General features: G+C 69.9%; 20 protein-coding genes. 13 read left to right on the forward strand and 7 right to left on the reverse strand.

Annotated features, from left to right (window positions below):
- Window positions 1-4 precede the first annotated feature (4 nt).
- Window positions 5-1,456 carry an amidase gene (locus ACWGKT_RS27750; protein WP_453275853.1) on the forward strand — a complete coding sequence of 484 codons (1,452 nt, stop codon included), beginning with the start codon at window positions 5-7 and terminating at the stop codon, window positions 1,454-1,456.
- Between the two features lie 4 nt (window positions 1,457-1,460).
- Here ACWGKT_RS27750 and ACWGKT_RS27755 read toward each other — a convergent pair whose 3' ends face one another.
- The gene (locus ACWGKT_RS27755) at window positions 1,461-1,832 is read right to left on the reverse strand and encodes a DUF192 domain-containing protein (protein WP_453275854.1); all 372 of its coding nucleotides are present in this window, start codon (window positions 1,830-1,832) and stop codon (window positions 1,461-1,463) included.
- A gap of 82 nt (window positions 1,833-1,914) precedes the next feature.
- On the opposite strand from ACWGKT_RS27755, the gene ACWGKT_RS27760 reads away from it, so the two are divergent.
- Both ACWGKT_RS27760 and ACWGKT_RS27765 read left to right on the forward strand, forming a co-directional pair.
- The gene (locus ACWGKT_RS27760) at window positions 1,915-2,787 is read left to right on the forward strand and encodes an LLM class flavin-dependent oxidoreductase (protein ID WP_453275855.1); all 873 of its coding nucleotides are present in this window, start codon (window positions 1,915-1,917) and stop codon (window positions 2,785-2,787) included.
- A gap of 41 nt (window positions 2,788-2,828) precedes the next feature.
- Entirely contained in the window at window positions 2,829-3,314 is a 486-nt protein-coding gene (locus tag ACWGKT_RS27765) for a GNAT family N-acetyltransferase (RefSeq protein ID WP_453275856.1), read from the forward strand.
- Between the two features lie 7 nt (window positions 3,315-3,321).
- On the opposite strand, the gene ACWGKT_RS27770 is transcribed toward ACWGKT_RS27765, so the two are convergent.
- A complete protein-coding gene (locus ACWGKT_RS27770; RefSeq protein ID WP_356143215.1) occupies window positions 3,322-3,849 on the reverse strand; it encodes a DinB family protein in 528 nt (175 codons plus the stop codon).
- Window positions 3,850-3,900: 51 nt separating this feature from the next.
- On the opposite strand from ACWGKT_RS27770, the gene ACWGKT_RS27775 reads away from it, so the two are divergent.
- The 5 genes from ACWGKT_RS27775 (at window position 3,901) to ACWGKT_RS27795 (ending at window position 10,492) form a co-directional block, all read left to right on the forward strand.
- Window positions 3,901-4,686: a methyltransferase domain-containing protein gene (locus tag ACWGKT_RS27775; RefSeq protein ID WP_453275857.1), complete on the forward strand. Its 786-nt coding sequence runs from the start codon at window positions 3,901-3,903 to the stop codon at window positions 4,684-4,686.
- A 711-nt stretch (window positions 4,687-5,397) separates the two neighbouring features.
- Window positions 5,398-6,171: an isoprenyl transferase gene (locus ACWGKT_RS27780; protein WP_356143211.1), complete on the forward strand. Its 774-nt coding sequence runs from the start codon at window positions 5,398-5,400 to the stop codon at window positions 6,169-6,171.
- A gap of 345 nt (window positions 6,172-6,516) precedes the next feature.
- The gene (locus tag ACWGKT_RS27785) at window positions 6,517-7,842 is read left to right on the forward strand and encodes a PhoH family protein (protein ID WP_453275858.1); all 1,326 of its coding nucleotides are present in this window, start codon (window positions 6,517-6,519) and stop codon (window positions 7,840-7,842) included.
- A gap of 417 nt (window positions 7,843-8,259) precedes the next feature.
- Entirely contained in the window at window positions 8,260-8,955 is a 696-nt protein-coding gene (locus tag ACWGKT_RS27790; protein ID WP_453275859.1) for an aggregation-promoting factor C-terminal-like domain-containing protein, read from the forward strand.
- Between the two features lie 139 nt (window positions 8,956-9,094).
- Window positions 9,095-10,492, forward strand: a complete 1,398-nt coding sequence (locus tag ACWGKT_RS27795; RefSeq protein ID WP_453275860.1) for an AI-2E family transporter — start codon at window positions 9,095-9,097, stop codon at window positions 10,490-10,492.
- A 31-nt stretch (window positions 10,493-10,523) separates the two neighbouring features.
- Here the strand turns inward: ACWGKT_RS27795 and ACWGKT_RS27800 are convergent, their stop codons facing one another.
- A complete protein-coding gene (locus ACWGKT_RS27800) occupies window positions 10,524-11,057 on the reverse strand; it encodes an alkyl hydroperoxide reductase (protein WP_356143444.1) in 534 nt (177 codons plus the stop codon).
- Window position 11,058: 1 nt separating this feature from the next.
- Window positions 11,059-11,613: a peroxiredoxin gene (locus ACWGKT_RS27805; protein WP_235460780.1), complete on the reverse strand. Its 555-nt coding sequence runs from the start codon at window positions 11,611-11,613 to the stop codon at window positions 11,059-11,061.
- A gap of 148 nt (window positions 11,614-11,761) precedes the next feature.
- Between ACWGKT_RS27805 and ACWGKT_RS27810 the strand changes: the two genes are divergently transcribed.
- From ACWGKT_RS27810 to ACWGKT_RS27825, 4 genes are all read left to right on the forward strand, one after another.
- Window positions 11,762-12,706 (forward strand): LysR substrate-binding domain-containing protein, encoded by a 945-nt coding sequence (locus ACWGKT_RS27810; RefSeq protein WP_453275863.1) that lies wholly within the window; start codon window positions 11,762-11,764, stop codon window positions 12,704-12,706.
- A 187-nt stretch (window positions 12,707-12,893) separates the two neighbouring features.
- Window positions 12,894-13,802, forward strand: a complete 909-nt coding sequence (locus ACWGKT_RS27815; RefSeq protein WP_453275861.1) for a MarR family transcriptional regulator — start codon at window positions 12,894-12,896, stop codon at window positions 13,800-13,802.
- Window positions 13,803-13,863: 61 nt separating this feature from the next.
- Window positions 13,864-14,250, forward strand: a complete 387-nt coding sequence (locus tag ACWGKT_RS27820; protein ID WP_356143201.1) for a roadblock/LC7 domain-containing protein — start codon at window positions 13,864-13,866, stop codon at window positions 14,248-14,250.
- A 6-nt stretch (window positions 14,251-14,256) separates the two neighbouring features.
- Window positions 14,257-14,685 (forward strand): hypothetical protein, encoded by a 429-nt coding sequence (locus tag ACWGKT_RS27825; RefSeq protein ID WP_235455155.1) that lies wholly within the window; start codon window positions 14,257-14,259, stop codon window positions 14,683-14,685.
- 54 nt (window positions 14,686-14,739) lie between these two features.
- Here ACWGKT_RS27825 and ACWGKT_RS27830 read toward each other — a convergent pair whose 3' ends face one another.
- The 3 genes from ACWGKT_RS27830 to ACWGKT_RS27840 all read right to left on the reverse strand — a co-directional run bounded on the left by ACWGKT_RS27830 (window position 14,740) and on the right by ACWGKT_RS27840 (window position 18,352).
- The gene (locus ACWGKT_RS27830; RefSeq protein ID WP_453275864.1) at window positions 14,740-17,040 is read right to left on the reverse strand and encodes an ABC transporter permease; all 2,301 of its coding nucleotides are present in this window, start codon (window positions 17,038-17,040) and stop codon (window positions 14,740-14,742) included.
- Window positions 17,041-17,141: 101 nt separating this feature from the next.
- Window positions 17,142-17,831 carry an ABC transporter ATP-binding protein gene (locus ACWGKT_RS27835; protein WP_235455154.1) on the reverse strand — a complete coding sequence of 230 codons (690 nt, stop codon included), beginning with the start codon at window positions 17,829-17,831 and terminating at the stop codon, window positions 17,142-17,144.
- Window positions 17,828-18,352, reverse strand: a complete 525-nt coding sequence (locus ACWGKT_RS27840) for a PadR family transcriptional regulator (RefSeq protein ID WP_235455153.1) — start codon at window positions 18,350-18,352, stop codon at window positions 17,828-17,830. Before ACWGKT_RS27840 ends, ACWGKT_RS27835 begins: the two co-directional genes overlap by 4 nt.
- 496 nt (window positions 18,353-18,848) lie before the next feature.
- Between ACWGKT_RS27840 and ACWGKT_RS27845 the strand changes: the two genes are divergently transcribed.
- Window positions 18,849-21,206 carry a transglycosylase domain-containing protein gene (locus ACWGKT_RS27845; RefSeq protein WP_356143199.1) on the forward strand — a complete coding sequence of 786 codons (2,358 nt, stop codon included), beginning with the start codon at window positions 18,849-18,851 and terminating at the stop codon, window positions 21,204-21,206.
- The last annotated feature ends 77 nt before the right edge of the window (window positions 21,207-21,283 follow it).

A 21,283-nucleotide genomic window follows, 5' to 3' on the forward strand; every position in this document is an offset into this window, starting at 1 on the left:
ATTCATGGAGTCGAACTTTCCGACGGCCGAAGAACTCGCGGCTGCCTTACGTGCTGGTGAAGTGACCTCGGCGGAACTGACCGACGAGGCGATCGCCCGTATCGAGCGGGACGACAAGGCGATCAACTCGATCTGCGTACCGGACTTCGACCGCGCGCGGACCGCCGCGCGCGACGCCGACCGGGCGCGCGCCCGCGGCGAGGACCGGCCGCTGCTCGGCATACCGGTGACGGTCAAGGAGTCCTACGACGTCGCCGGGCTGCCCACGACCTGGGGCATGCCGCCGCACCGCACCCACATACCGGCCGAGGACGCGGTGCAGGTGTCGCGGCTCAGGGCCGCGGGCGCGGTGGTGCTCGGCAAGACCAATGTGCCCTTGGGGCTGCAGGACGTGCAGAGCTTCAACGAGATCTACGGCACCACCAACAACCCGTGGGACCACGGTCGCACCCCGGGAGGATCCTCCGGCGGATCGGCGGCGGCCCTGGCGTCGGGATTCGGTGCGCTGTCCATCGGATCCGACATCGGCGGTTCGTTGCGCACTCCCGCACATTTCTGCGGTGTCTACGCGCACAAGCCGACGCTCGGGCTGGCGGCGCACCGCGGCATGGTCCCGCCGTCCGCGCCGGCACTGCCGGCCGACCTGGACCTCGCCGTCGTCGGTCCGATGGCGCGCAGCGCCCGCGACCTCGCGCTCCTGCTCGACGTCATGGCCGGACCGGACCCGCTGACGCTCGGTGTGGCGTACGAACTGACGCTGCCGCCCGCGCGGCACGAGCGGCTGCGCGACTTCCGGGTCCTGGTCCTCGACGAGCATCCGCTCATTCCGACCGGGTCCGCCGTGCGGGCGGGCGTGCACCGGGTGGCCGACGCGCTGGCCGACGGCGGCGCCCGCGTCGAACGGCACAGTCCGCTGCTGCCCGATCTCGCCGAAGCCGCGACGCTCTACACGCAGTTGTGGTTTTCGAGTGCCGCCGCGAGTTTCCCCGTCGAGGTGTACGAGGAGCTGCGGACCCACGCCGCCGGGCTGAGCGCGGACGACCGGAGTCTCGACGCGGCCCGGCTGCGCGGCATCGTGCTCAGCCACCGTGACTGGGTCGCGGCGAACAACCGTCGCGAACTCCACCGTCACGGCTGGCGGCGGCTTTTCGCCGAGTTCGACGCCGTGGTGTGTCCCGTCACGCCCACTCCCGCGTTCCCGCACGACCACAATCCCGATCTGAGAGCACGCCGGATCGACATCGACGGCGTCGCGTACCCGTACCTCGACCAGCTCGTCTGGGCCGGTGTCGCCACCATGCCCGGTCTACCCGCCACCGCCGTACCGGCGGGCCGGTCCCCCGAGGGCCTGCCGGTGGGAGTGCAGCTCATCGGCCCGATGTTCGAGGACCGCACCCCGCTGCGCCTGGCCGAACTGCTGGAGCGGAGGATCGGCGGCTTTTGGGCACCGCAGTAGGGCCCTACGACTCCACCTCCACGGCGACTCGCACACCGACGTCCAGACCCCACCCGGCCATGACGCCCGCCTCCGACTCCAGCACATGCCGGGAACGGAAGCGGGGGAGGCCCAGGCGGCCCGGCTTCATCGTGCGGACGGCCATGACGGTGAGGTGGCGGTCGAGGTAGGCGACGTCGATGGGGATGCGCATACGGAAGGTGTGGATGCCGCCTGCGGGGGAGAGCAGGATCGCCCCGTCGACGGAGTCCCGCCCCAACAGGCCTTTCGTCCGGGCGCGGTAGGAGGTCGCGATCTCCAGCGGAACGGCGACCGCGGCGCGGCTGCCGTCACCGTGCACCACGAGCTTCCCTCGCCCGTCCGGCCAACGTGCCATCGCCGGTCCACCTCCCCTGTCCACTGTGACCGTATCCATAAAGGAGTTGTCCCGGATCCCCTGGCCCGCTACGAAGGTCGGCATGACTCGACTCGGTGCTGTCTTTCGGCCTCAGCTTCCGGCTGAGCGGTTGCGGGGTGTGGCTCGGCTCGCTGATGAGTGCGGGCTCGAGGAGTTGTGGCTGTGGGAGGACTGCTTCCTGGAGGGTGGGATTTCGACGGCCGCCGCCGCGCTCGCCTGGACCGAGCGGGTCCGGGTCGGTGTCGGACTGCTGCCCGTGCCGCTGCGCAATGTCGCCATCACCGCGATGGAGACCGCCGCGCTGCACCGGATGTTCCCGGGGCGCGCGATCGTGGGCGTCGGGCACGGCGTGCAGGACTGGATGGGGCAGGTCGGCGCCCGTGCCGAGTCCCCGCTGACCCTGCTCCGGGAGCATCTCCACGCGCTGCGCGCCCTGTTGGCCGGTGAGCGGCTCACCGTGGACGGGCGGTACGTCAAGCTCGACGACGTGGCGCTCGACTGGCCGCCCCAGGGCCGCGCCGACGTCTTCGCCGGCGCCACCGGACCGCGCACGCTGCGTCTGACCGGCGAGGCCGCCGACGGCACGATCCTCACCGCTGCCACACCCCCGGACGGCGTGCGGCGGGCGCGGCGGCTCATCGAGGAGGGGCGGCGCGCCGCCGGGCGCGAGGGGGCGCACCCCGTCGTCGTCTACCTCCTCACCGCCACCGGCCCCGACGCCGCCGCCAGGCTCCGTGCCGAGCTGCTCGACGAGGGGCTGGAGTCGGTCCCGGAGCTCGGGGTCGCCGGCGACGCGGGGGCCGTCGCCAAGGCGGTTCAGCGGCTCGCCGAGGCGGGCGCCAACACGGTGGTCCTGCAGCCGACGGGGGACGAGCCCGACCCCGAGGGATTCGTCCGGTTCGCGGCCGAGGAGGTCCGGCCCCTCGTGCCGTAGCGCGGGACCCGTTGTCAGTGGCGGCTGACACACTCGGCCCCATGACCGAGATGCAGGACGGTGCGTACGAAGAGGTACGGCTGCGCGAGGTGACGGACGACGACCTGGAGGTCTTCTTCGTCTACGAGCACGATCCGGAGGCCGTCCGGCGGTCGAGGTTCACTCCCCGGCCGCGGGACGCCTTCCTGACCCACTGGAGGGAGCGCATCCTCGGGGATCCCGACTGCCTGGTGCGGACGGTCACCGTGGACGGGGAACCCGCCGGGAACTTCGGCTCCTGGACGGAGGGCGACCGCCGGTTCGTCGGCTACTGGCTGGGCCGTCCGTACTGGGCCCGCGGCATCGGCACCAAGGCCCTCGCCCTCTTCCTCCAGCAGGACCTCACCCGTCCCCTGTACGCCGACCCCTTCTCCCGCAACACGGCCTCCGTCCGGCTCCTGGAGAGACACGGCTTCGAGCGCGCCGGCACGCTCCGGCACGGAGAGGACGAGCACGTCCTGTTCGTACTCCACGGGGAGAAGAGCTGAGACCGGCTCAGGCCGGGTTCGTGGCGCGTGGGTGGTCTCCCGTGGCGCCGTCCAGGAGTTCCCGGACGATGTCCATGTGACCGGCGTGCCGTGCGGTCTCCTCGATCATGTGGACGAGGACCCAGCGCAGGGACACCTGATGGTCGCGCCAGGCGGGCTTGCCGAGGTCGTCCAGGGACAGCCGGGCGATGACGCCGTCGGCGGCGGTGCGCGCACGGTCGTAGAAGGCGATGATCCGGTCCGTCGTCTCGTCGGGTCCGACGGTCATGTCCTCGCCCTGGTACGGGTCGAACCAGAAGGGTTCGGCCTCGCCGCCGAAGGTCTCCACGAACCAGCCGTACTCCACGGAGGCCAGGTGCTTCACCAGCCCGAGCAGGTTCGTCCCCGACGGAGTCATGGGACGGCGGAGCTGTTCGTCGTCCAGTCCGTCGAGCTTCCACCGCACGGCGTCCCGGTGCCGTTCGAGGCCGGCGTGCAGGGTCTCCTTCTCGCCGCCGGCGTACGGCATGCCCGCACCTTCATCAAGTGTCGTCATGCCGCCGAAAATTAGCAGCGCGCACCGACAGCGTCCTGTCATGATCACCCCATGGCAGCCGACCGCACCTTCGAGGACCTCGTCGCCGAGGGCGTCGCCGTTCCGACCGAGGGATGGGACTTCTCCTGGTTCGAGGGCCGGGCCACCGAGGCCCGTCCGTCCTGGGGGTACGCACGCTCGGCGGCCGGCCGGCTGGCGCACACCACCGCCGCGCTCGACATCCAGACCGGCGGGGGCGAGGTCCTGGACTTCTCCCTCAATACGGCGGCCCCGGACCGGCCCGTGCTGCTCGCCGCCACGGAGGGCTGGCCGCCGAACGTCGCCAAGGCCACCACCCTGCTGCGCCCGCGCGGTGTCGTGGTCGTCGCCGCGGACGAGGACGCGTCGCTGCCGTTCGCCGCCGGGACCTTCGACCTGGTCCTCAGCCGGCACCCCGTACGGCCGCACTGGGACGAGATCGTCCGGGTGCTGCGGCCGGGCGGCACGTACTTCGCCCAGCACGTCGGGCCCAGCAGTGTCGTCGAACTCGTCGAGTACTTCCTCGGGCCCCTGCCGGAGGAGACGCGCACCGCCCGCCACCCCGACCGCGAGCGCGACGATGCCCGGGCGGCCGGGCTGGAGATCGTGGACCTGCGGGCGGAGCGGCTGCGCATGGAGTTCCACGACATCGCCGCCGTCGTCCACTTCCTCCGCAAGGTGATCTGGATGGTCCCCGACTTCGCCGTCGAGAAGTACGAGCCCCGGCTCCGCGCCCTGCACGAGCGGATCCGGACGGAGGGTCCCTTCGTGGCCCACAGCACCCGACACCTCTTCGACGCCCGCAAACCGGTCCGCTGAACGACCGCCGTAGGCGCCCCTCCTGGGAAATGGCCGGGAACTGCCGTTCGGCACCTGGTCACTGCCCCGCGAATCGGGCGATCTACGCATAAGCGAACGAGGTGGTCACTCCAGCCCCTTCCATCTCCACGGGGTTTCCACATCGTTATCGCCAGCGGCTCGCATCCCCTGCACTCTTCACGTAAGTTCAGACCAAGGTAATTCGCGTCAGCAAAGCTACGCGGGCGGCATCGCGCAGCGGAGGGGGCTGCGCGGTGCCGGGAACCGCCTGCGCGCCCGTCAAGTCGCCGTTCGCGACACGGGTAGCCCATCGGGGGGACGCCCCGATTCGCCGAGAATCAGCCGTGAATCAGCCATGTATCGGCTCTGAACAAGGACTTTCGCCCCCACCTGGGCGTCGCCGCACGACTCCGGAGAGTAGTTGTGGCACGCCGATGCACGCAGCATCACTTACAAAGGGTTATGGTGGAAACCCCCCCTCGGGCCGGTCCGTCTCCCCCCCACGGACCGGCCCGTTTTTTGTTCGCCGCCCATTGCTCTTTATGGAGACGCCGCCCATCCCCACCCCAGGGGCGCGGGGAACTCAGCCCCACCGCCCCGCACCCACCCGCCCACGCGCCGCACCACGTCCACCCCCGACCCCGCCCAGCCCCCCGCAGGGGTAGGCTTCGCCCGGCAAGGGGACCGCACCACGGAGGGGCTGACGAACACGTGAACCTGCGCGACAAACTGCGCGGCCTTCTGGTCAGGCTCTACGCACGCCGGGTGGAAGGTCACCTGGACCACGCTCAGGTGCCCAAGCACATCGGCGTCATCATGGACGGCAACCGCCGCTGGGCGAAGGCCGCCGGCTCCAGCACCGTCCACGGCCACCGGGTCGGCGCCGAGAAGATCGAGGAATTCCTCGGCTGGTGCTCCGAGACGGACGTCGAGGTCGTCACCCTCTGGCTGCTGTCCACGGACAACTTCGACCGTCCGAAGGAAGAGCTCGTCCCGCTCCTCGGCATCATCGAGGGCGTCGTCCGCACCCTCGCCGCCGACGGCCGCTGGCGCGTGCACCACGTCGGGACGCTCGACCTCCTGCCGTCGGGCATGCAGCAGACGCTGAAGGAGGCCGAGGAGGCCACCGCCCACATCGACGGGATAGTGGTCAACGTGGCCATCGGCTACGGCGGCCGCCAGGAGATCGCCGACGCCGTGCGCGCGATGATCCTGGACGCCCAGGACAAGGGCGTCCCCATGGAGGACCTCGCCGACTCCGTCACCGTCGAGATGATCGGCCGTCACCTCTACACGGGCGCCCAGCCCGACCCGGACTTGGTGATCCGGACCAGCGGAGAGCAGAGACTGTCCGGTTTCATGCTGTGGCAGACCGCTCACTCCGAGTACTACTTCTGTGAGGTCTTCTGGCCGGCCTTCCGCAAGGTCGACTTCCTGCGCGCCCTGCGTGACTACGCGGCACGCCACCGCCGTTACGGCGGCTGAGCGACCGCGGCCGACCGGTCGCGCCCCCCGGTAACCGCCCCGTATGTCCCCGTTGGGGCGGGAGTAACGAGGAGTTCACCAGCGCGCTGTCCTATGCATTTGCATGGCTTCGCATGTTCGAGGGCATAAGCCAAGCAGGTCGACACCCGAACCACGGGTGTCGGATCTCAGCGGGCGGCACGGGGCCGTCCGCCCGGGAGGCCCTTTGCACCAGCCCGACCGTGCTGTCGCTGCACGGAACCAGCCGCGGAGGGCCGGTTCGCGGCCCGCCGTGTGCGAGGGCCGTCGACCGGTCCAGCTCCTTCTCGTCGCTCCCCGACCTCATCCGAGGGGGTACGTCCTTCCGTGGTGACCAGCACAAAGCGCCACATGCCAGATCGGCGCACGTATGTTCTCGACACCAGCGTCCTGCTGGCCGATCCGAACGCCCTGACCCGCTTCGACGAGCACGAGGTCGTGCTCCCCATCGTCGTGGTCACGGAACTGGAGGCCAAGCGGCACCATCCCGAACTCGGCTATTTCGCCCGGCAGGCCCTGCGCCTGCTCGACGACTACCGGGTCCGGTACGGCCGCCTCGATGCCCCCATCCCGATCGGGGAACTCGGCGGCAGCGTTCGTGTCGAGCTCAACCACTCGGACCCCAGCGTGCTGCCCACTGGCTACCGCATGGGGGACAACGACTCCCGCATCCTCGCGGTCGCCCGCAATCTGCAGGCCGAGGGGTTCGACGTCACCGTCGTGTCGAAGGACCTGCCGCTCAGGATCAAGGCCTCGTCCGTCGGTCTCCTCGCCGAGGAGTACCGCGCGGAGCTCGCCATCACGGACTCCTCCGGCTGGACCGGAATGTCCGAACTGACCCTGTCCGGCGAGCAGGTGGACATCCTCTTCGAGGAAGGCCATGTGTATGTCCCGGAGGTGTCCGACTTCCCCGTGCACACGGGTCTGACCATCCAGTCGGAGCGGGGCAAGGCGCTGGGCCGGGTGACGTCGGAGGGCAATGTCCGCCTGGTGCGCGGCGACCGGGAGGCGTTCGGCATCAAGGGCCGCAGCGCCGAGCAGCGCATCGCGCTCGACCTGCTCCTCGATCCGGACGTCGGCATCGTGTCGATGGGCGGCCGGGCCGGCACCGGCAAGTCGGCGCTGGCGCTGTGCGCCGGCCTGGAGGCGGTCCTGGAGCGCCGTCAGCACCAGAAGGTGATGGTCTTCCGTCCGCTGTACGCGGTCGGCGGGCAGGAGCTGGGCTATCTGCCCGGCTCCGAGTCCGAGAAGATGAGCCCCTGGGCGCAGGCGGTCTTCGACACCCTCTCCGCGGTCACCAGCCGTGAGGTCATCGAGGAGGTCACCGCGCGCGGCATGCTGGAGGTTCTGCCGCTGACCCACATCCGCGGCCGTTCCCTGCACGACGCGTTCGTGATCGTCGACGAGGCGCAGTCGCTCGAACGGAACGTACTTCTGACCGTTCTGTCCAGGATCGGCGCGAATTCGCGGGTCGTTCTGACCCATGACGTGGCGCAGAGGGACAACCTGCGAGTCGGTCGATACGACGGAGTGGTCGCCGTCGTGGAGAAGCTGAAGGGTCACCCGCTCTTCGCGCACGTGACGCTGACCCGGTCCGAGCGGTCCCAGATTGCCGCTCTTGTGACCGAAATGCTGGAGGACGGACACATCTGAACCGAGTGTCCAACTTGAGTGGCTTAATCGCCCGTTGGCGCCGTCCGGCAAAGGCCTGAGCCTAGCCGGGCGGCGCCTTCGCGTGTGGCGGTTTCCTGAAATCCCCAGGGACAAACGGGATGTGAGCTTTCACACGCAACGCAGAATTGCCACCCGGCGTCCGGTTGCGGCAGAGTCTCACTCCTGTCAGGCCCCGCATACGACACACCTGTACCCCCAGCGGTACGGCACCACAAAAGCACCATGGCTAACTCCATAGCGACGTCGTATGCCGCCCGAGCACCACGCGGCGCTCCCTTCGGGGGAGTTGCCCACCGGGTCCGTGCCTCCCGTGACCCCGCAGTTGGGAGGCCAGCGCCAGGGGCACGATTGCGTCCGCCAGGGTCACCGAAGCGGGCGATGCTGGAAGGAAACCGTGTGAGCCGGATCTCGGTCCGGGGATTCGCAGTGGCCTCGGCCACGGCGGTCACCGCTGTCGGAAGCGTCGTCGGCGTTGCCTCGGGCAGCACCGCGCAGAACAACGACGCCGAAGCGACGGCAGCAGACACCACGACGCTTCTCGCGGACATACCCGCGGGACAGCAGGCCCAGGTGCAGACCGCCTCCCTGACGCAGCAGGCCGACGCACAGGCCATCGCGGCCGACGCGAGTGCCAAGAAGGACGCCGAGGCTCTCGCCCGCAAGGCCGCCGCCGAGACCGCCGTCGCGAAGAAGGCTGCCGCGGAGAAGGCGGAGAAGGAAGCCAAGGAGCGCGCGGAGGCGAAGAAGGCGGCCACCCGGTCGACCCGCGACTCCTCCAGCTTCCCCGTCCAGAGCTCGTACTCCGTCGCGCAGATCCAGGCGATGGCGCGCCAGATGGTGGCGAGCGGCCAGTTCCAGTGCTTCAGCAACATCGTGGACCACGAGTCCAGCTGGAACTACCGTGCGGTCAACGCCTCCTCCGGTGCCTACGGTCTCTTCCAGGCCCTGCCCGGCTCCAAGATGTCGTCCGTCGGCGCCGACTGGCAGACGAACCCGGCCACCCAGATCAAGTGGGGCCTCAACTACATGAACAGCCGGTACGGCAGCCCCTGTGAGGCCTGGTCGTTCTGGCAGGCGAACCACTGGTACTGAGCCTCCCGGTTCCCTCTCAACCTTGCGCAGCCCCTCCCCGTCCTAGGGGGAGGGGCTTTCGCCCTGTACGGTCGGACGCGAACGACTCCAGGGGGGAGTGGTGGCGAGCACCCGAGGACGCGGGGGAAGAGGACGGATCATGTCGCGAGTGCCAGGGTGGCTCGGCCGACTCGGCGCCGGACTGACCGAAGTGAGCCAGCGGTTGGACGAGCGGCGGGCCGAGGTCGAGAAGGAGCACGCCGAGCCCGAACCGGTCGTCGCCGACCGCGTCACCGACTCGGTCCCGGCCACCCCCGCCCCCACGCCCGTGGTGCCCGCCGGTCCCCGCCCCGACCCGGCGCAGGCCGTCCCGTGGGGTGTGCGGGTCGCGGCGGAGGCGGGCTGGCGGCTGCTCGTGCTCGCGGGCACGCTGTGGGTGCTGATGCGCGTCATCAGCGCCGTACAACTGGTCGTCTTCGCCTTCGTCATCGCCCTGCTGATCACCGCGCTGCTGCAGCCCACGGTCGCCCGGCTGCGGCGCCACGGGGTGCCGCGCGGTCCGGCGACCGCGCTCACCGCCATCCTCGGCTTCGTCGTGATGGGTCTGATCGGGTGGTTCGTGACCTGGCAGGTCATGGAGAACATCGACACCCTCTCCAACCAGATCCAGAGCGGCATCGACGATCTGCGCAACTGGCTGCTGAAGAGCCCCTTCCACGTCACGGACAAGCAGATCAACCAGATCGCCAAGAACCTGCGCGAGGCGATCGGCGCCAACGCCGACCAGATCACGTCCGCGGGCCTGGAGGGCGTCCAGGTCATCGTCGAGGCACTGACCGGCATCCTGCTGGTGTTCTTCTCGACGCTGTTCCTGCTGTACGACGGTGAGCGCATCTGGCAGTGGTCGCTGAAGCTGGTGCCCGCGGCGGCCCGCCCGGGCGTGGCCGGCGCCGGCCCGCGCGCCTGGAACACCCTGACGGCCTACGTGCGGGGCACGGTCCTGGTCGCCCTGATCGACGCCATCTGCATCGGCATCGGCATCTACTGGCTGGATGTGCCGATGGCCGTCCCGCTGGCCGTCTTCATCTTCCTGTTCTCGTTCATCCCGCTCGTGGGCGCGGTCGCCTCCGGCGCGCTCGCGGTGATCGTGGCGCTGGTGACCCAGGGCGTCTTCACGGCCGTCATGACCCTCGTCGTGGTGCTCCTGGTCCAGCAGATCGAGGGGCACATCCTGCAGCCGTTCATCCTCGGCCGTGCGGTCCGCGTCCACCCGCTCGCGGTGGTCCTCACGGTGGCGACCGGCGGCATGGTGGCCGGCATCGGCGGCGCCGTGGTGGCCGTACCGCTGGTGGCGGTGACGAACACGGTGGTGGGCTATCTGCGGCAGTACTCGCTCGAACGGATGGGGCAGGAACCGGCGGCGGACGGCACCGGCCCGCTCCCGCCGGCCCGTCCGGCGCCCGAGGACGCGGTCGTCCGGGCGGCCGCGGCCGGGTCCGGGGGCGCCGCCCCCAAGGACGTCCGGGAAAACACCGAGGGCCCCGCTCACCAAGGGTGAGCGAGGCCCCGGCGGATCGGACCGCTCCGGCCTACTCGGAGAGCACGGCCTCCGCCTCCAGGGTCACACCGACCGCCTGGACGACCGAGGCGATCTTGAAGGACTCCTGGATGACGTCACGGTCGACGCCCGCCTTGCGCAGGACCTGCTCGTGGGAGTCGAGGCACAGCCCGCAGCCGTTGATCGCGGAGACCGCGAAGGACCACAGCTCGAAGTCGACCTTGTCGACACCGGGGTTGCCGATGACGTTCATCCGCAGACCCGCGCGCAGGGTGCCGTACTCGTGGTCCGACAGCAGGTGGCGCGTGCGGTAGAAGACGTTGTTCATCGCCATGACGGCCGCGGCCGACTTGGCGGCGTTGTACGCCTCCGGCGACAGGTTCGCCTTCGCCTCCGGCTCCAGCTCACGCAGGACGATGGGGGAGCGGGACGCGATGGCGGTCGCGAGAACCGTTCCCCACAGCTGCTGCGCGGGCAGGTCGGAGTTGCCGATGACCGAGCCCAGGTTGAGCTTCAGGTCCTTGGCGTAGTCCGGGATCCGGGACTTGAGCGAGTCGAGGGACAACTCACTCACCGGCCAGCAGCGCGACCGGGTCCAGCGTCTGGTCGCCCTTGCTCCAGTTGCACGGGCACAGCTCGTCCGTCTGGAGAGCGTCCAGGACCCGCAGGACCTCCTTGGGGTTACGGCCGACGGAGCCGGCGGTCACCATGGAGAACTGGATCTCGTTGTTCTGGTCGACGATGAAGACGGCGCGCTTGGCGAAGCCGTCCTCGCCCTCGATGCCCAGGTCGCGCATGAGCTCGTGCTTGGAGTCCGCCATCATCGGGAACGGCAGGTCGCGCAGGTCGTCGTGGTCCTTGCGCCAGGCGTGGTGCACGAACTCGGAGTCACCGGAGAAGCCGAGCACCTGGGCGTCACGGTCGGCGAACTCGTCGTTCAGCTTGCCGAAGGCCGCGATCTCGGTCGGGCACACGAAGGTGAAGTCCTTCGGCCAGGCGAAGACGATCTTCCACTTGCCCTCGTAGGTCTTGTGGTTGATCGTGTCGAACTCCTGGCCCTTCTCCAGCGAGACGCAGGCGGTCAGTTCGAACTCGGGGAACTTGTCACCGACAGTGAGCACACGCTCTCCTTGCAGCGAGGAAGCGCCCGGATCGCGGGCGTTTCCCTTGGGTTGGACGTCGTCGATGTTGGCACAGGGTCGATTGATACGGGAAATAGCTATACTCGGTCGCGTTGATCGGAGGTATCTATCAGTGGCCGTGAGTAGCGTGAGTGGGCGGCGGCGCCAGCCCAGCCTGTCCCAGCTGCGGGCCTTCGCCGCCGTGGCCGAGCATCTGCATTTCAGGGACGCGGCCGCCGCCATCGGGATGAGCCAGCCCGCCCTGTCGGGAGCGGTCTCGGCGCTGGAGGAGATCCTCGGCGTCACCCTCCTTGAGCGTACGACCCGCAAGGTGCTGCTCTCGCCCGCCGGCGAGCGTCTGGCCGTGCGGGCGAAGGCGGTGCTGGACGAGGTCGGCGCGCTGATGGAGGAGGCGGAGGCCGTCCGGGCGCCCTTCACCGGGATGCTGCGGCTCGGGGTCATCCCGACGGTCGCCCCCTATCTGCTGCCCACCGTCCTGCGGCTCGTGCACGAGCGGTATCCCGATCTCGACCTCCAGGTCCACGAGGAGCAGACCGCCAACCTCATCGAGGGGCTGACCAGCGGGCGGCTCGACCTGCTGCTGCTCGCCGTCCCCCTCGGCGTCCCCGGCGTCGTCGAACTCCCCCTCTTCGACGAGGACTTCGTGCTCGTCACGCCCCTCGACCACTGGCTCGGCGGCCGCGAGGGCATCCCGCGCGAGGCGCTCAAGGAGCTCAACCTGCTCCTCCTCGACGAAGGCCACTGCCTGCGCGACCAGGCCCTCGACATCTGCCGGGAGGCCGGGCGCGCGGACGCGCCGGTCACCACGACGGCCGCGGGACTGTCCACGCTCGTGCAGCTCGTGGCCGGCGGGCTCGGCTGCACCCTGCTCCCGCGCACCGCCCTCAAGGTCGAGACCACGCGCAGCAACCAGCTCCTCACCGGCTACTTCGCCGATCCCGCCCCGAGCCGCCGCATCGCCCTCGCCATGCGCGCCGGCGCCGCCCGGGGCGCCGAGTACCGGGAGTTCGCCGTGGCCCTGCGCGAGGCCCTGCGACCGCTGTCCGTGCGGGTGCTCGACGACGATGCCTGAGTTCGTCTCGTAATCGATCAAATGAGTGTCGAACAAAGCGTTTTGAATGGCGTGATGGTCCAACTTCCGTCAGCCGGGGACAGGTAGGAAAATCCCCGGCAGAAATATGCCGCTGAACTGATACACATACCTCCTCGGTGCGACGCGTCAGGCGTCTGTGCGAAATGCCGAAATGCCAAGGGGAGTGATGTCGGACGTTCGGGACTCCCTCGGCAGGGCCGGTTACGGCCGGCTCGCGCACGGGCTGCTCACGTGCGGGCAGGAGGGATTCACGGGGGACCTGCGGGTGCACGGCAGCCCCGGCGGCGCCTTCCAGCTACGGGGCGGACTCGTCGTCGCGGCGCACAGCCCCGGCGCGCCCGGGCCCGAGGCACTCCTGCTGCGTTCCGACCGCATCGACGGCGACCAGTGGGCGGACCTGGTGCGCGAGTCCGGCGGGGCACGCTGGCCGGCCGCCGGTCTCATCGCGCACGGCTACGCGGGCGCCGCACAGCTGCGGGTGGTGTGCGCGATGGCGCTGCAGGACGCGACCTTCGCCGTCGTCGCGGGGCTGATCGACGCCTGTGAGCGCGTCGTCGGCACCGAGGCGCACGCGCCGGTCGCCATCGGCGAGACGCCCGCCCGGCTGCTCCAGGAGGCCGTCCGCAGACTGGCCGCCCTGACCGCGCTGCCGCACCCCGTGCGCCCCGACCGGGAACGCCCCCTGCCGCTGGCTCCGCCGGACCACGGGCTCACCCCGCTGCAACAGGAGCTGCTCGCGCACGCCGACGGCCGCCGCACCTCCCGTGACCTGGCCTTCCGCACCGGGCGCGGGGTCTACACGGTCACGGTCGAGGTCGCGCGCATGCTCGGCGAGGGGCTCCTCGGCTGTGCCGAGACGCCCGCCGGGATCCCGGTCCTGATGACGCCGGAGGCTCCCCTCGTACGGCATCGCCCGCCCCCGCCCGCGCCCCCGCCCGAGCCCGTCGTCCCCACCCCCGCCGAACTGCCGCGCCGGGAACCCGGCGCCAGCGGCATCACCGAAGCCCTCGACCCGCCGAAGAGCGGGGCGAGCTGGAAAGGGTTCTTCCGGCTGCGGCACGGCACCGCCAAATGAAAAAGGGCGCGTCGATGTACCGAGCGGTCGAATTCAGTCAGGAATTGAGGGAGTTGAACACATGAATCACGAAGCCCTTGCGCAAGAAATGCGCGGGCTGCGCGAGCGGGTGACCGGAATCACCGATACGGCCCTCGCGGCCGCCGACGGAATGCTCATCGCGGCCGACACCGCCGAGACGATCGACCCGGAGGGCCTCGCCGCCCTCGCGGCCGCCGGCCTCGGCCTCGCGCGCCGCACCGCCGAGGCCACCGCGCGCGGGGTGCTGCGGCAGACGGTGACGTACGGCAGCCACGGCTGCGTCGCGTTCTACGCGGTCGGAGACACCGCGCTGATGGTCGTCCTCGGCGACGAGGGCATGGACGTGGACCGCCTGCATCAGGCGACCTATCCGGCCCTCGACCGCATCGGTTCGATCCTCACCGACAAAACGCCAGAGGGAGTGTGACGAAGGATGGCCACGAAGCGTATGACTCCGGGTTTCTCCGACCAGGTGATGAGCCTGGTCAAATCGCTGCGAACGGACGCCCCCGACTGTCTCGCGGCTGGGTGCGTGGACATGTCCACCGGGATGCTGCTGTCCTACGAGACCGTCGACAACCATCCGCCGGAGGTCCTGGACCTGCTGGCGGGCGCGACCCTCGACCTCTTCCAGGGGCGCACGGTCGTGATGATCGAGGACCTCTTCAAGGAGCGCCGGGGCACCACCGATGACGGGCACTTCTTCCAGGAGATCCTGGTCAACAGCGAGAACCTCACCCATCTGTTCCTGCGCATGAACGAGCAGCAGGACGTGGTCGCCGTCGTCGTGTGCCGCAAGTCGGTCAACGTCGGCATGCTGCTCGCCCAGGCCCGGAGGGTGGTGCGGGAGCACAGCCTGTGACCGCACGGAACGTGGGCCCCTCCGGTCGGGAAGGGGCCCACGCGAGGGTGCCGGCTACTCGGTGCGCAGCCCGTCGGGGCGCATCAGCCGCAGCAGCGGCGGCAGGCTGAGCAGCGTCACGGCGAGGACGACCGCCGCGCCGATGCCGGTCATGGACAGGACGCTCGCCCAGTCCACGGTCACCGGGGTGGACGTCATCTTCAGCAGCACCGCGCCCAGCGTCAGACCCACCGTCGAGGCGAGCAGCAGGCCGAGCGCGATCGGGATCGCCGTCTGCCACAGCACCGACAGGCCCAGCGTGCGGCGCCGGGTGCCGAAGGCGACCAGCGACGACAGCAGCTTCTTGCGTTCGCGCAGCTGCTCCAGCTGGGAGACCAGCAGGCTCGCGCCGATCAGGACGAGGACGCAGGTGGCGCCGACGAACAGGCCGGTGCGGATGGCCCGGAACTCCTTCGTCTGTTCACTGGCCCCGAGGGTGAACACGTGCGCCAGCGGGTCCAGCCGGGCCGCCGTGTTGCGCGCGTGCTCGGCGGCGTCAGGCACGGAACGGTCGAGCGACAGGAACACCTTCTGGTACAGACCGTCCGCCGCGCCCTTGGGCAGCGCGCTCGGGGTGAACAGCAGGCCGCTGCGCGCGTAGCCGGTCGGATCCTGGCGCTGTCCCACCGTCTTCAGGCCGGAGGGCACCTTCCAGGCCGTCGGGTGCTTCGGCTCCCCGCTGTACGCGGGGTCGAAGTACACGGTGGCGCCCGGTTCGGTGAGCCGCTTCGTCTTGGCGTCGTACTCGCCGTCGAGGATCCGGAACGTGTCGCCGTCCCGGCAGGACGTCAGGCGTGCCACCTCGCGCAGTTGCGCGCAGGTGCCGACGGCGATCTCCAGCGAGGCCTCGGGGTCCTTCGCCCGGTCCCCGGCCCAGGACTGCGCGATGGCCGACGCGCGGCGCACTCCCTCGGTCCCGGCGAGCTGCCGGCCGGCCTCGGTCAGCGGGACGCCGTTGTTCAGGGAGACCTCCATCTGCGCCCTGTTCAGGTCGTTGGCGGTCTGCTTGGTGTAGTCGCCCTCGACCCCGGCGAACAACATCTGCAGCGCGATCGCCCCGGCCACCGCGACGGCGATGCCGTTGACCATGCGGGCGGCGGAACCGCTGCTCAGCTGGAGCCTGCGCACGGCCAGTTGCCAGGAGACCGAACCGGAGTTCAGCCGTGCCACCACCGTCTCGACGACCCAGGGCAGCAGCGCGGTGACACCGACGAGCAGCAGCACGGTGCCGCCGATCACCAGCCACTGGTTGAAGTTCCCGTTGGAGTCGCCCTGCCCGATCATCGGGTACAGCAGGCCGAGACCGGCCAGCGGCAGCAGCAGCCGCCACCACAGCCGGCGGCGCGGCGGCTTGGCCGTACGGACCACACCGAGCGGTTCGATGACGACCCCGCGCAGCGCGAACAGCGTGACCAGCACAGCCGCGGCCGGTACCGCGACGGCGACCAGCAGGGCGAGCAGGGGCGAGGGGTTCAGGTCGCTCGGGAACACGCTGATGTCCCGCACCGCGAGCGAGGACGCCAGCTGACGCCCGATCAGGAAGAAGGCGGTGCCGAAGACCAGTCCGAGCAGTGCCCCGGCGAGCGCCTCCCCGCCCGCGATCCGGCGCGCCATCCGCCCGTCCGCGCCGATCAGCCGGAGCGCCGCGAGGCGCCGGTCGCGGCGCTCGCCGCCGAAGCGCACGGCCGCCGCGATGAACACCGCGACCGGCATGAGCAGCACGACGAAGATCATCAGGATCAGCAGGATCAGCACCGGGTCCAGCCGATCCTGCGTGCGGTTCTGCGAGGGCCCGAAGTAGTTGATGCGTTCGATGCTGTCGCCGGGCAGACGCTTGGCCAGGCCCGTGGCGCCCGCGTAGTAGGCGAGTTCGGAGGGCCCGATGAGTCCGGTCCGCTCGATGGTCCCGGTGATCCGGTAGGGCAGGCGCTCGCGCAGCAGCTTGCCGGAGCCGGAGTCCAGCAAATCCTTGAGCGCGGGCGAGACGACCATCTCGCCCTTCGCGGGGAACCTGCCGAGACCCGGGGGCAGCGGCGCCCGCGTGCCCTCCGGCTCCAGGAGCCGGCCGCGGATGTCCTTGCTGCGGAACGTCGTGCTCGCGTCGGCGATGACGACCGTGTTGTCGGCCTTCGGCAGCGTCTTCCCGCTGTAGGTGAAGTCGTCCCGGGCCTCGCTGCGGCCGTTGCGTTCGGCCAGGGCGTTCGGTATGGCCGTGGTGAGCAGCAGCAGCGCCACGCCGAGACCGACGCCGACGGCGGTCAGCAGTGCCCGGACCCACCCCTCGCGTCCGCCGGTGAAGGCGAAGCGGACCCCCATGGACAGGTCCCGGGCGATCCCCCAGCTTCTCGCCTTCACCTGCGGGGGCGGAGCCGTCGGTGCCGGGCTCACCTGCGTGGGCAGGGCCCCCCGTGCCGGGCTCATACGATGCGCTCCATGTCCCTGGACTTGCCGTCCCGTACGACGATCTCGCGGTCCGAGTAGGCCGCGACCCGCGCCTCGTGCGTGACCAGCACGACCGCCGCGTTCGTCGACCGGGCCGCCTCGGTGAGCAGCTCCATCACGCGCTCGCCGTTGAGCGAGTCCAGGGCGCCGGTGGGCTCGTCGGCGAAGAGCACCCGCGGGCCGGTGACCAGCGCACGCGCGACCGCGACCCGCTGGCCCTGGCCGCCGGAGACCTCTCCGGGCCGCTTGCCCTTGAGGTCGTCGACCTCCAGGCGCTGCATCCAGCTCAGCGCGGCCCGCTCGGCCTCCTTGCGGGAGGTGCCGTTCAGCCGGAGCGGCAGGGCCACGTTCTCCACGCAGGTCAGCTCCGGTACGAGCTGGCCGAACTGGAACACGAACCCGAACTCCGAGCGCCTGAGCGCGCTGCGCTGGGCGTCGCTCATGGTCGCCATCTCGCGCCCGTCGTACGTGATCGAGCCCGAGTCGGGCGGCACGATGCCGGCGAGGCAGTGCAGCAGGGTCGACTTGCCGGAGCCGGAGGGGCCCATCACCGCGACGACCTCGCCGGGGTGGATGGAGAACTCCGCGCCGTCGAGCGCGAGGGTCGGGCCGTAGGCCTTGCGCAGCTGTTCGGCCGCGAGCAGGGAACCGGGAGGAGGAGTCACTGGGCCACCGCCTCACGGAGCTTGTCGAGCCGCGCGGCCGTCAGCTCCAGCCAGCGCAGGTCCGCCTCCAGGTGGAACAGCGCGTGGTCGCAGATCAGCTGGTCCGCCAGGTCGCCGCGGCGCTTGCGGTCGGTGAGGATCCGCATGCTGCGCAGGTGCTCGGAGCGCTGGGTGTCGAGGATGTCGGCCGCGTTGCGGTGGGTCAGCAGCGCGAGGACGACCTTGGTGTAGAGCGTCGACTGGAGGTACTCCTCCGGCTTCTCCGGCGTCGCCAGCCACCGCTCCACGTCGGTGATGCCGGCGTCCGTGATCGCGTAGCGCTTGCGCTCGGGGCCGCCGCCGGCCTCGATCCCGTCGACTTCGACCATCCCGTTCTTCAGTAGCCGGGACATCGTCGAGTAGACCTGGCCGTAGTGCAGCGGCCGGTCGTGACCGAACTTCTCGTCGAAGGCCCGCTTCAGGTCGTAGCCGTGTCGGGGGCCGGACTCCAGGAGTCCTAGAAGGGTGTGACCGATGGACATGGCAGCACTCTACATACGGTGTATACGTCCTATGTATACGCCGAGTGTGTAGATCATGGCGGGGCGTACGACCGTGCAGGTGGGGGCCCATTGTCACGGTTCTGATACAGGCGGACGTCCGGGTCCGGGTCTGGGCAGCAGGTTGGACGCCATCGCCGCCTTCCGTTCCTCGTCCAGCTCCACGACGCCCTTCCCCCGCTGCCTGAAGGGCGTGGGAGGCGCCCCCACCGCGATACGGGCGAGCGCCGCCTCCACGCGCGCGTGCGTCGACGCTGTGCGCGGGGTACTTCCGTACGCGTGGGGCGGGTGTCTCGGGTATGCCGGGGGTCTCACTTTTTGTCGTGAGGCAACCCCGCACGCCCGTCAGCCGTCGGTTCCGTTGGAACGGGGTGCTGATTGTCACGTCCCTAAAAGGGCGGATCGGAGCCTCTTTGTCATATAGACGGGTGTTAGCTTGCTGAGCTGACCTCACGACCGAAGCGGAGCTGACGGAGCCATGGGACGAGCGGAAGAGAGACGAGCGCGGCAGCGTGGTGGCCGCCGCGCGGCGCCCAAGCGTCGCTCCCGGCCCGTCGCGAACGGCGCGAGCGGTGTGAACGGCGCGAGCGGCGCGAGCGGTGCGAGTGGAAAGCCGGCGAAGAGCTTCATACGCAGGCTCTTCACCTGGAAGAAGATCCTCGGCACGTTCTTCGGCTTCTGCCTGCTCTGCATCGGCTCGTTCATCGTGCTGTACCTGATGGTGGACGTCCCCACGGGCAACCCGGCCGCGGAGCAGCAGAGCAACGTCTACAAGTACAGCGACGGCTCGATCCTCGCCCGGGACGGCAAGGTCAACCGTGAGATCGTCGACCTGACCAAGGTGCCCAGGAAGGTCCAACTGACCTTCGTGGCGGCGGAGAACAAGAACTTCTACCACGACCACGGCATCGACTTTAAGGGCACCGCCCGAGGCCTGATCAACACCCTCTCCGGCAAGGGCAAGCAGGGTGGTTCGACGATCACCCAGCAGTACGTCAAGAACTACTACCTCAACCAGGACCAGACCGTCACGCGCAAGCTGAAGGAGCTGGTCATCTCGTTGAAGGTGGAGCGCCAAAACGGCAAGGACGACATCCTCGCCGGCTACATCAACACCAGCTACTACGGCCGCGGCGCCTACGGCATCCAGGCCGCCGCGCAGGCCTACTACCGGGTCGACGCCGAGGATCTGTCGGTCGAACAGGGCGCGTACCTCGCCGCGCTGCTCCAGGCGCCGAGCCAGTACGACTGGGCGGTCGCCTCCGCCACCGGCAAGAAGCTGGTGACGCAGCGCTGGAACTACGTCCTGAACAACATGGTCGAGGAGGGCTGGCTGGACTCGGCCAAGCGCCAGTCCATGAAGTTCCCCGTGCCCAAGGACCCGAAGGGCACCCCGGGCCGGGAGGGCCAGAAGGGCTATCTGATCGAGCTCGCCAACAGGCAGCTGGAACAGCAGCTGATGGACGAGCAGGGGATCAGCCGCTCCGACGCGGAGGCGAAGGTCGAGAACCAGGGCTGGACCATCACCCTGAACATCGACAAGAAGAAGCAGACGCAGCTGGAGAAGGCGGTCAAGACCCAACTCACCGCCAAGCTCGACAAGAAGAAGCGCAGGGTCGACGGCGACGTCCAGGCCGGCGCGGTCTCGGTCGACCCCAAGACGGGGAGGATCGTCGCGCTGTACGGCGGCGTGGACTACTTCAAGCACTACGTCAGCAACGCCACCCGACGCGACTACCAGCCCGCGTCCACGTTCAAGCCGCTGATCCTGGCCGCCGCGCTGGAGGACGACGCCGAGACCCAGAACGGCAAGCAGATCAGCGCCGACACGATCTACGACGGCACCAGCCGCCGCCAGGTCGTGGCGAACGGCTCCAAGGTCGGCTTCGCCCCGCCCAACGAGGACAACCAGAACTACGGCCCCATCACCGTCCAGAAGGCGATGAACAAGTCCGTCAACTCGGTCTTCGCGCAGATGGGCGTCGACGTGGGCATGGACAAGGTGATGGGCACCGCCAAGAAGCTGGGCATGGACACCGAGGGCATGCAGGCGGTGCCCGCGCAGACGCTGGGTTCCATGGGCGCCAGCCCGCTGGAGATGGCCGGGATCTACGCCACCTTCGACAACCACGGCAACAAGGTGACGCCGACCATCGTCAAGTCGGCGGAGAAGAAGAGCGGGAAGGTCGAGATGCCCAACCCGATCGGCGGCCAGGTGATCAGCCGTACCGCCGCCGACGGGGTGACATCGGTGCTGACCGGCGTGGTCGACGACGGTACGGCGTCGGAGTCGGTGGCGCAGAACTCGCAGCGCGACGGCCAGCAGGTGGCGGGCAAGACGGGTACGTCCGACTGCAACCGGTCGGCCTGGTTCACCGGCTACACCCCGGACCTGGTCACCTCGGTCGGCCTGTTCGGTGAGGCGGCCAAGGCCGGGGGCAAGGGCTGTGACGGACAGCCGATCAAGAGGTTCGACCATGTCTCGCTGAAGGGCGCGATGGGCGGCGGCCGGGTCAACGGCGGCGGTCCCCCGGCGGAGATCTGGGCGACGTACACCTTCGGCGTCACGAAGCGGTCCAAGTTCGACCTGAACACCACGCAGGGCGCGGCCGTCGAGCCGACGGCGAGCCCGACCTGGACCTACCACCCGACGCAGACGCCGTCCACGACGCCGTCCAGTACCCCGTCGAAGTCCGCGACGCCGAGCCAGACGCCCAGTCAGACTCCCTCGCAGACGCCGAGCCAGACGCCCTCCCAGACGCCGAGCCAGTCGCCGACCACCGGGCAGCCGACGGGCGGCGTCACGGACGACCCGCTCAATCTCGACGACCAGTAGGGTGGTCGGCCGGTCGAGCACTCGGCCGGCCGGTGCGGCGGACATGGCGAAGGGCGCCCGGGAGATCCCGGGCGCCC

This window comes from Streptomyces sp. NPDC054794 (assembly GCF_053611585.1).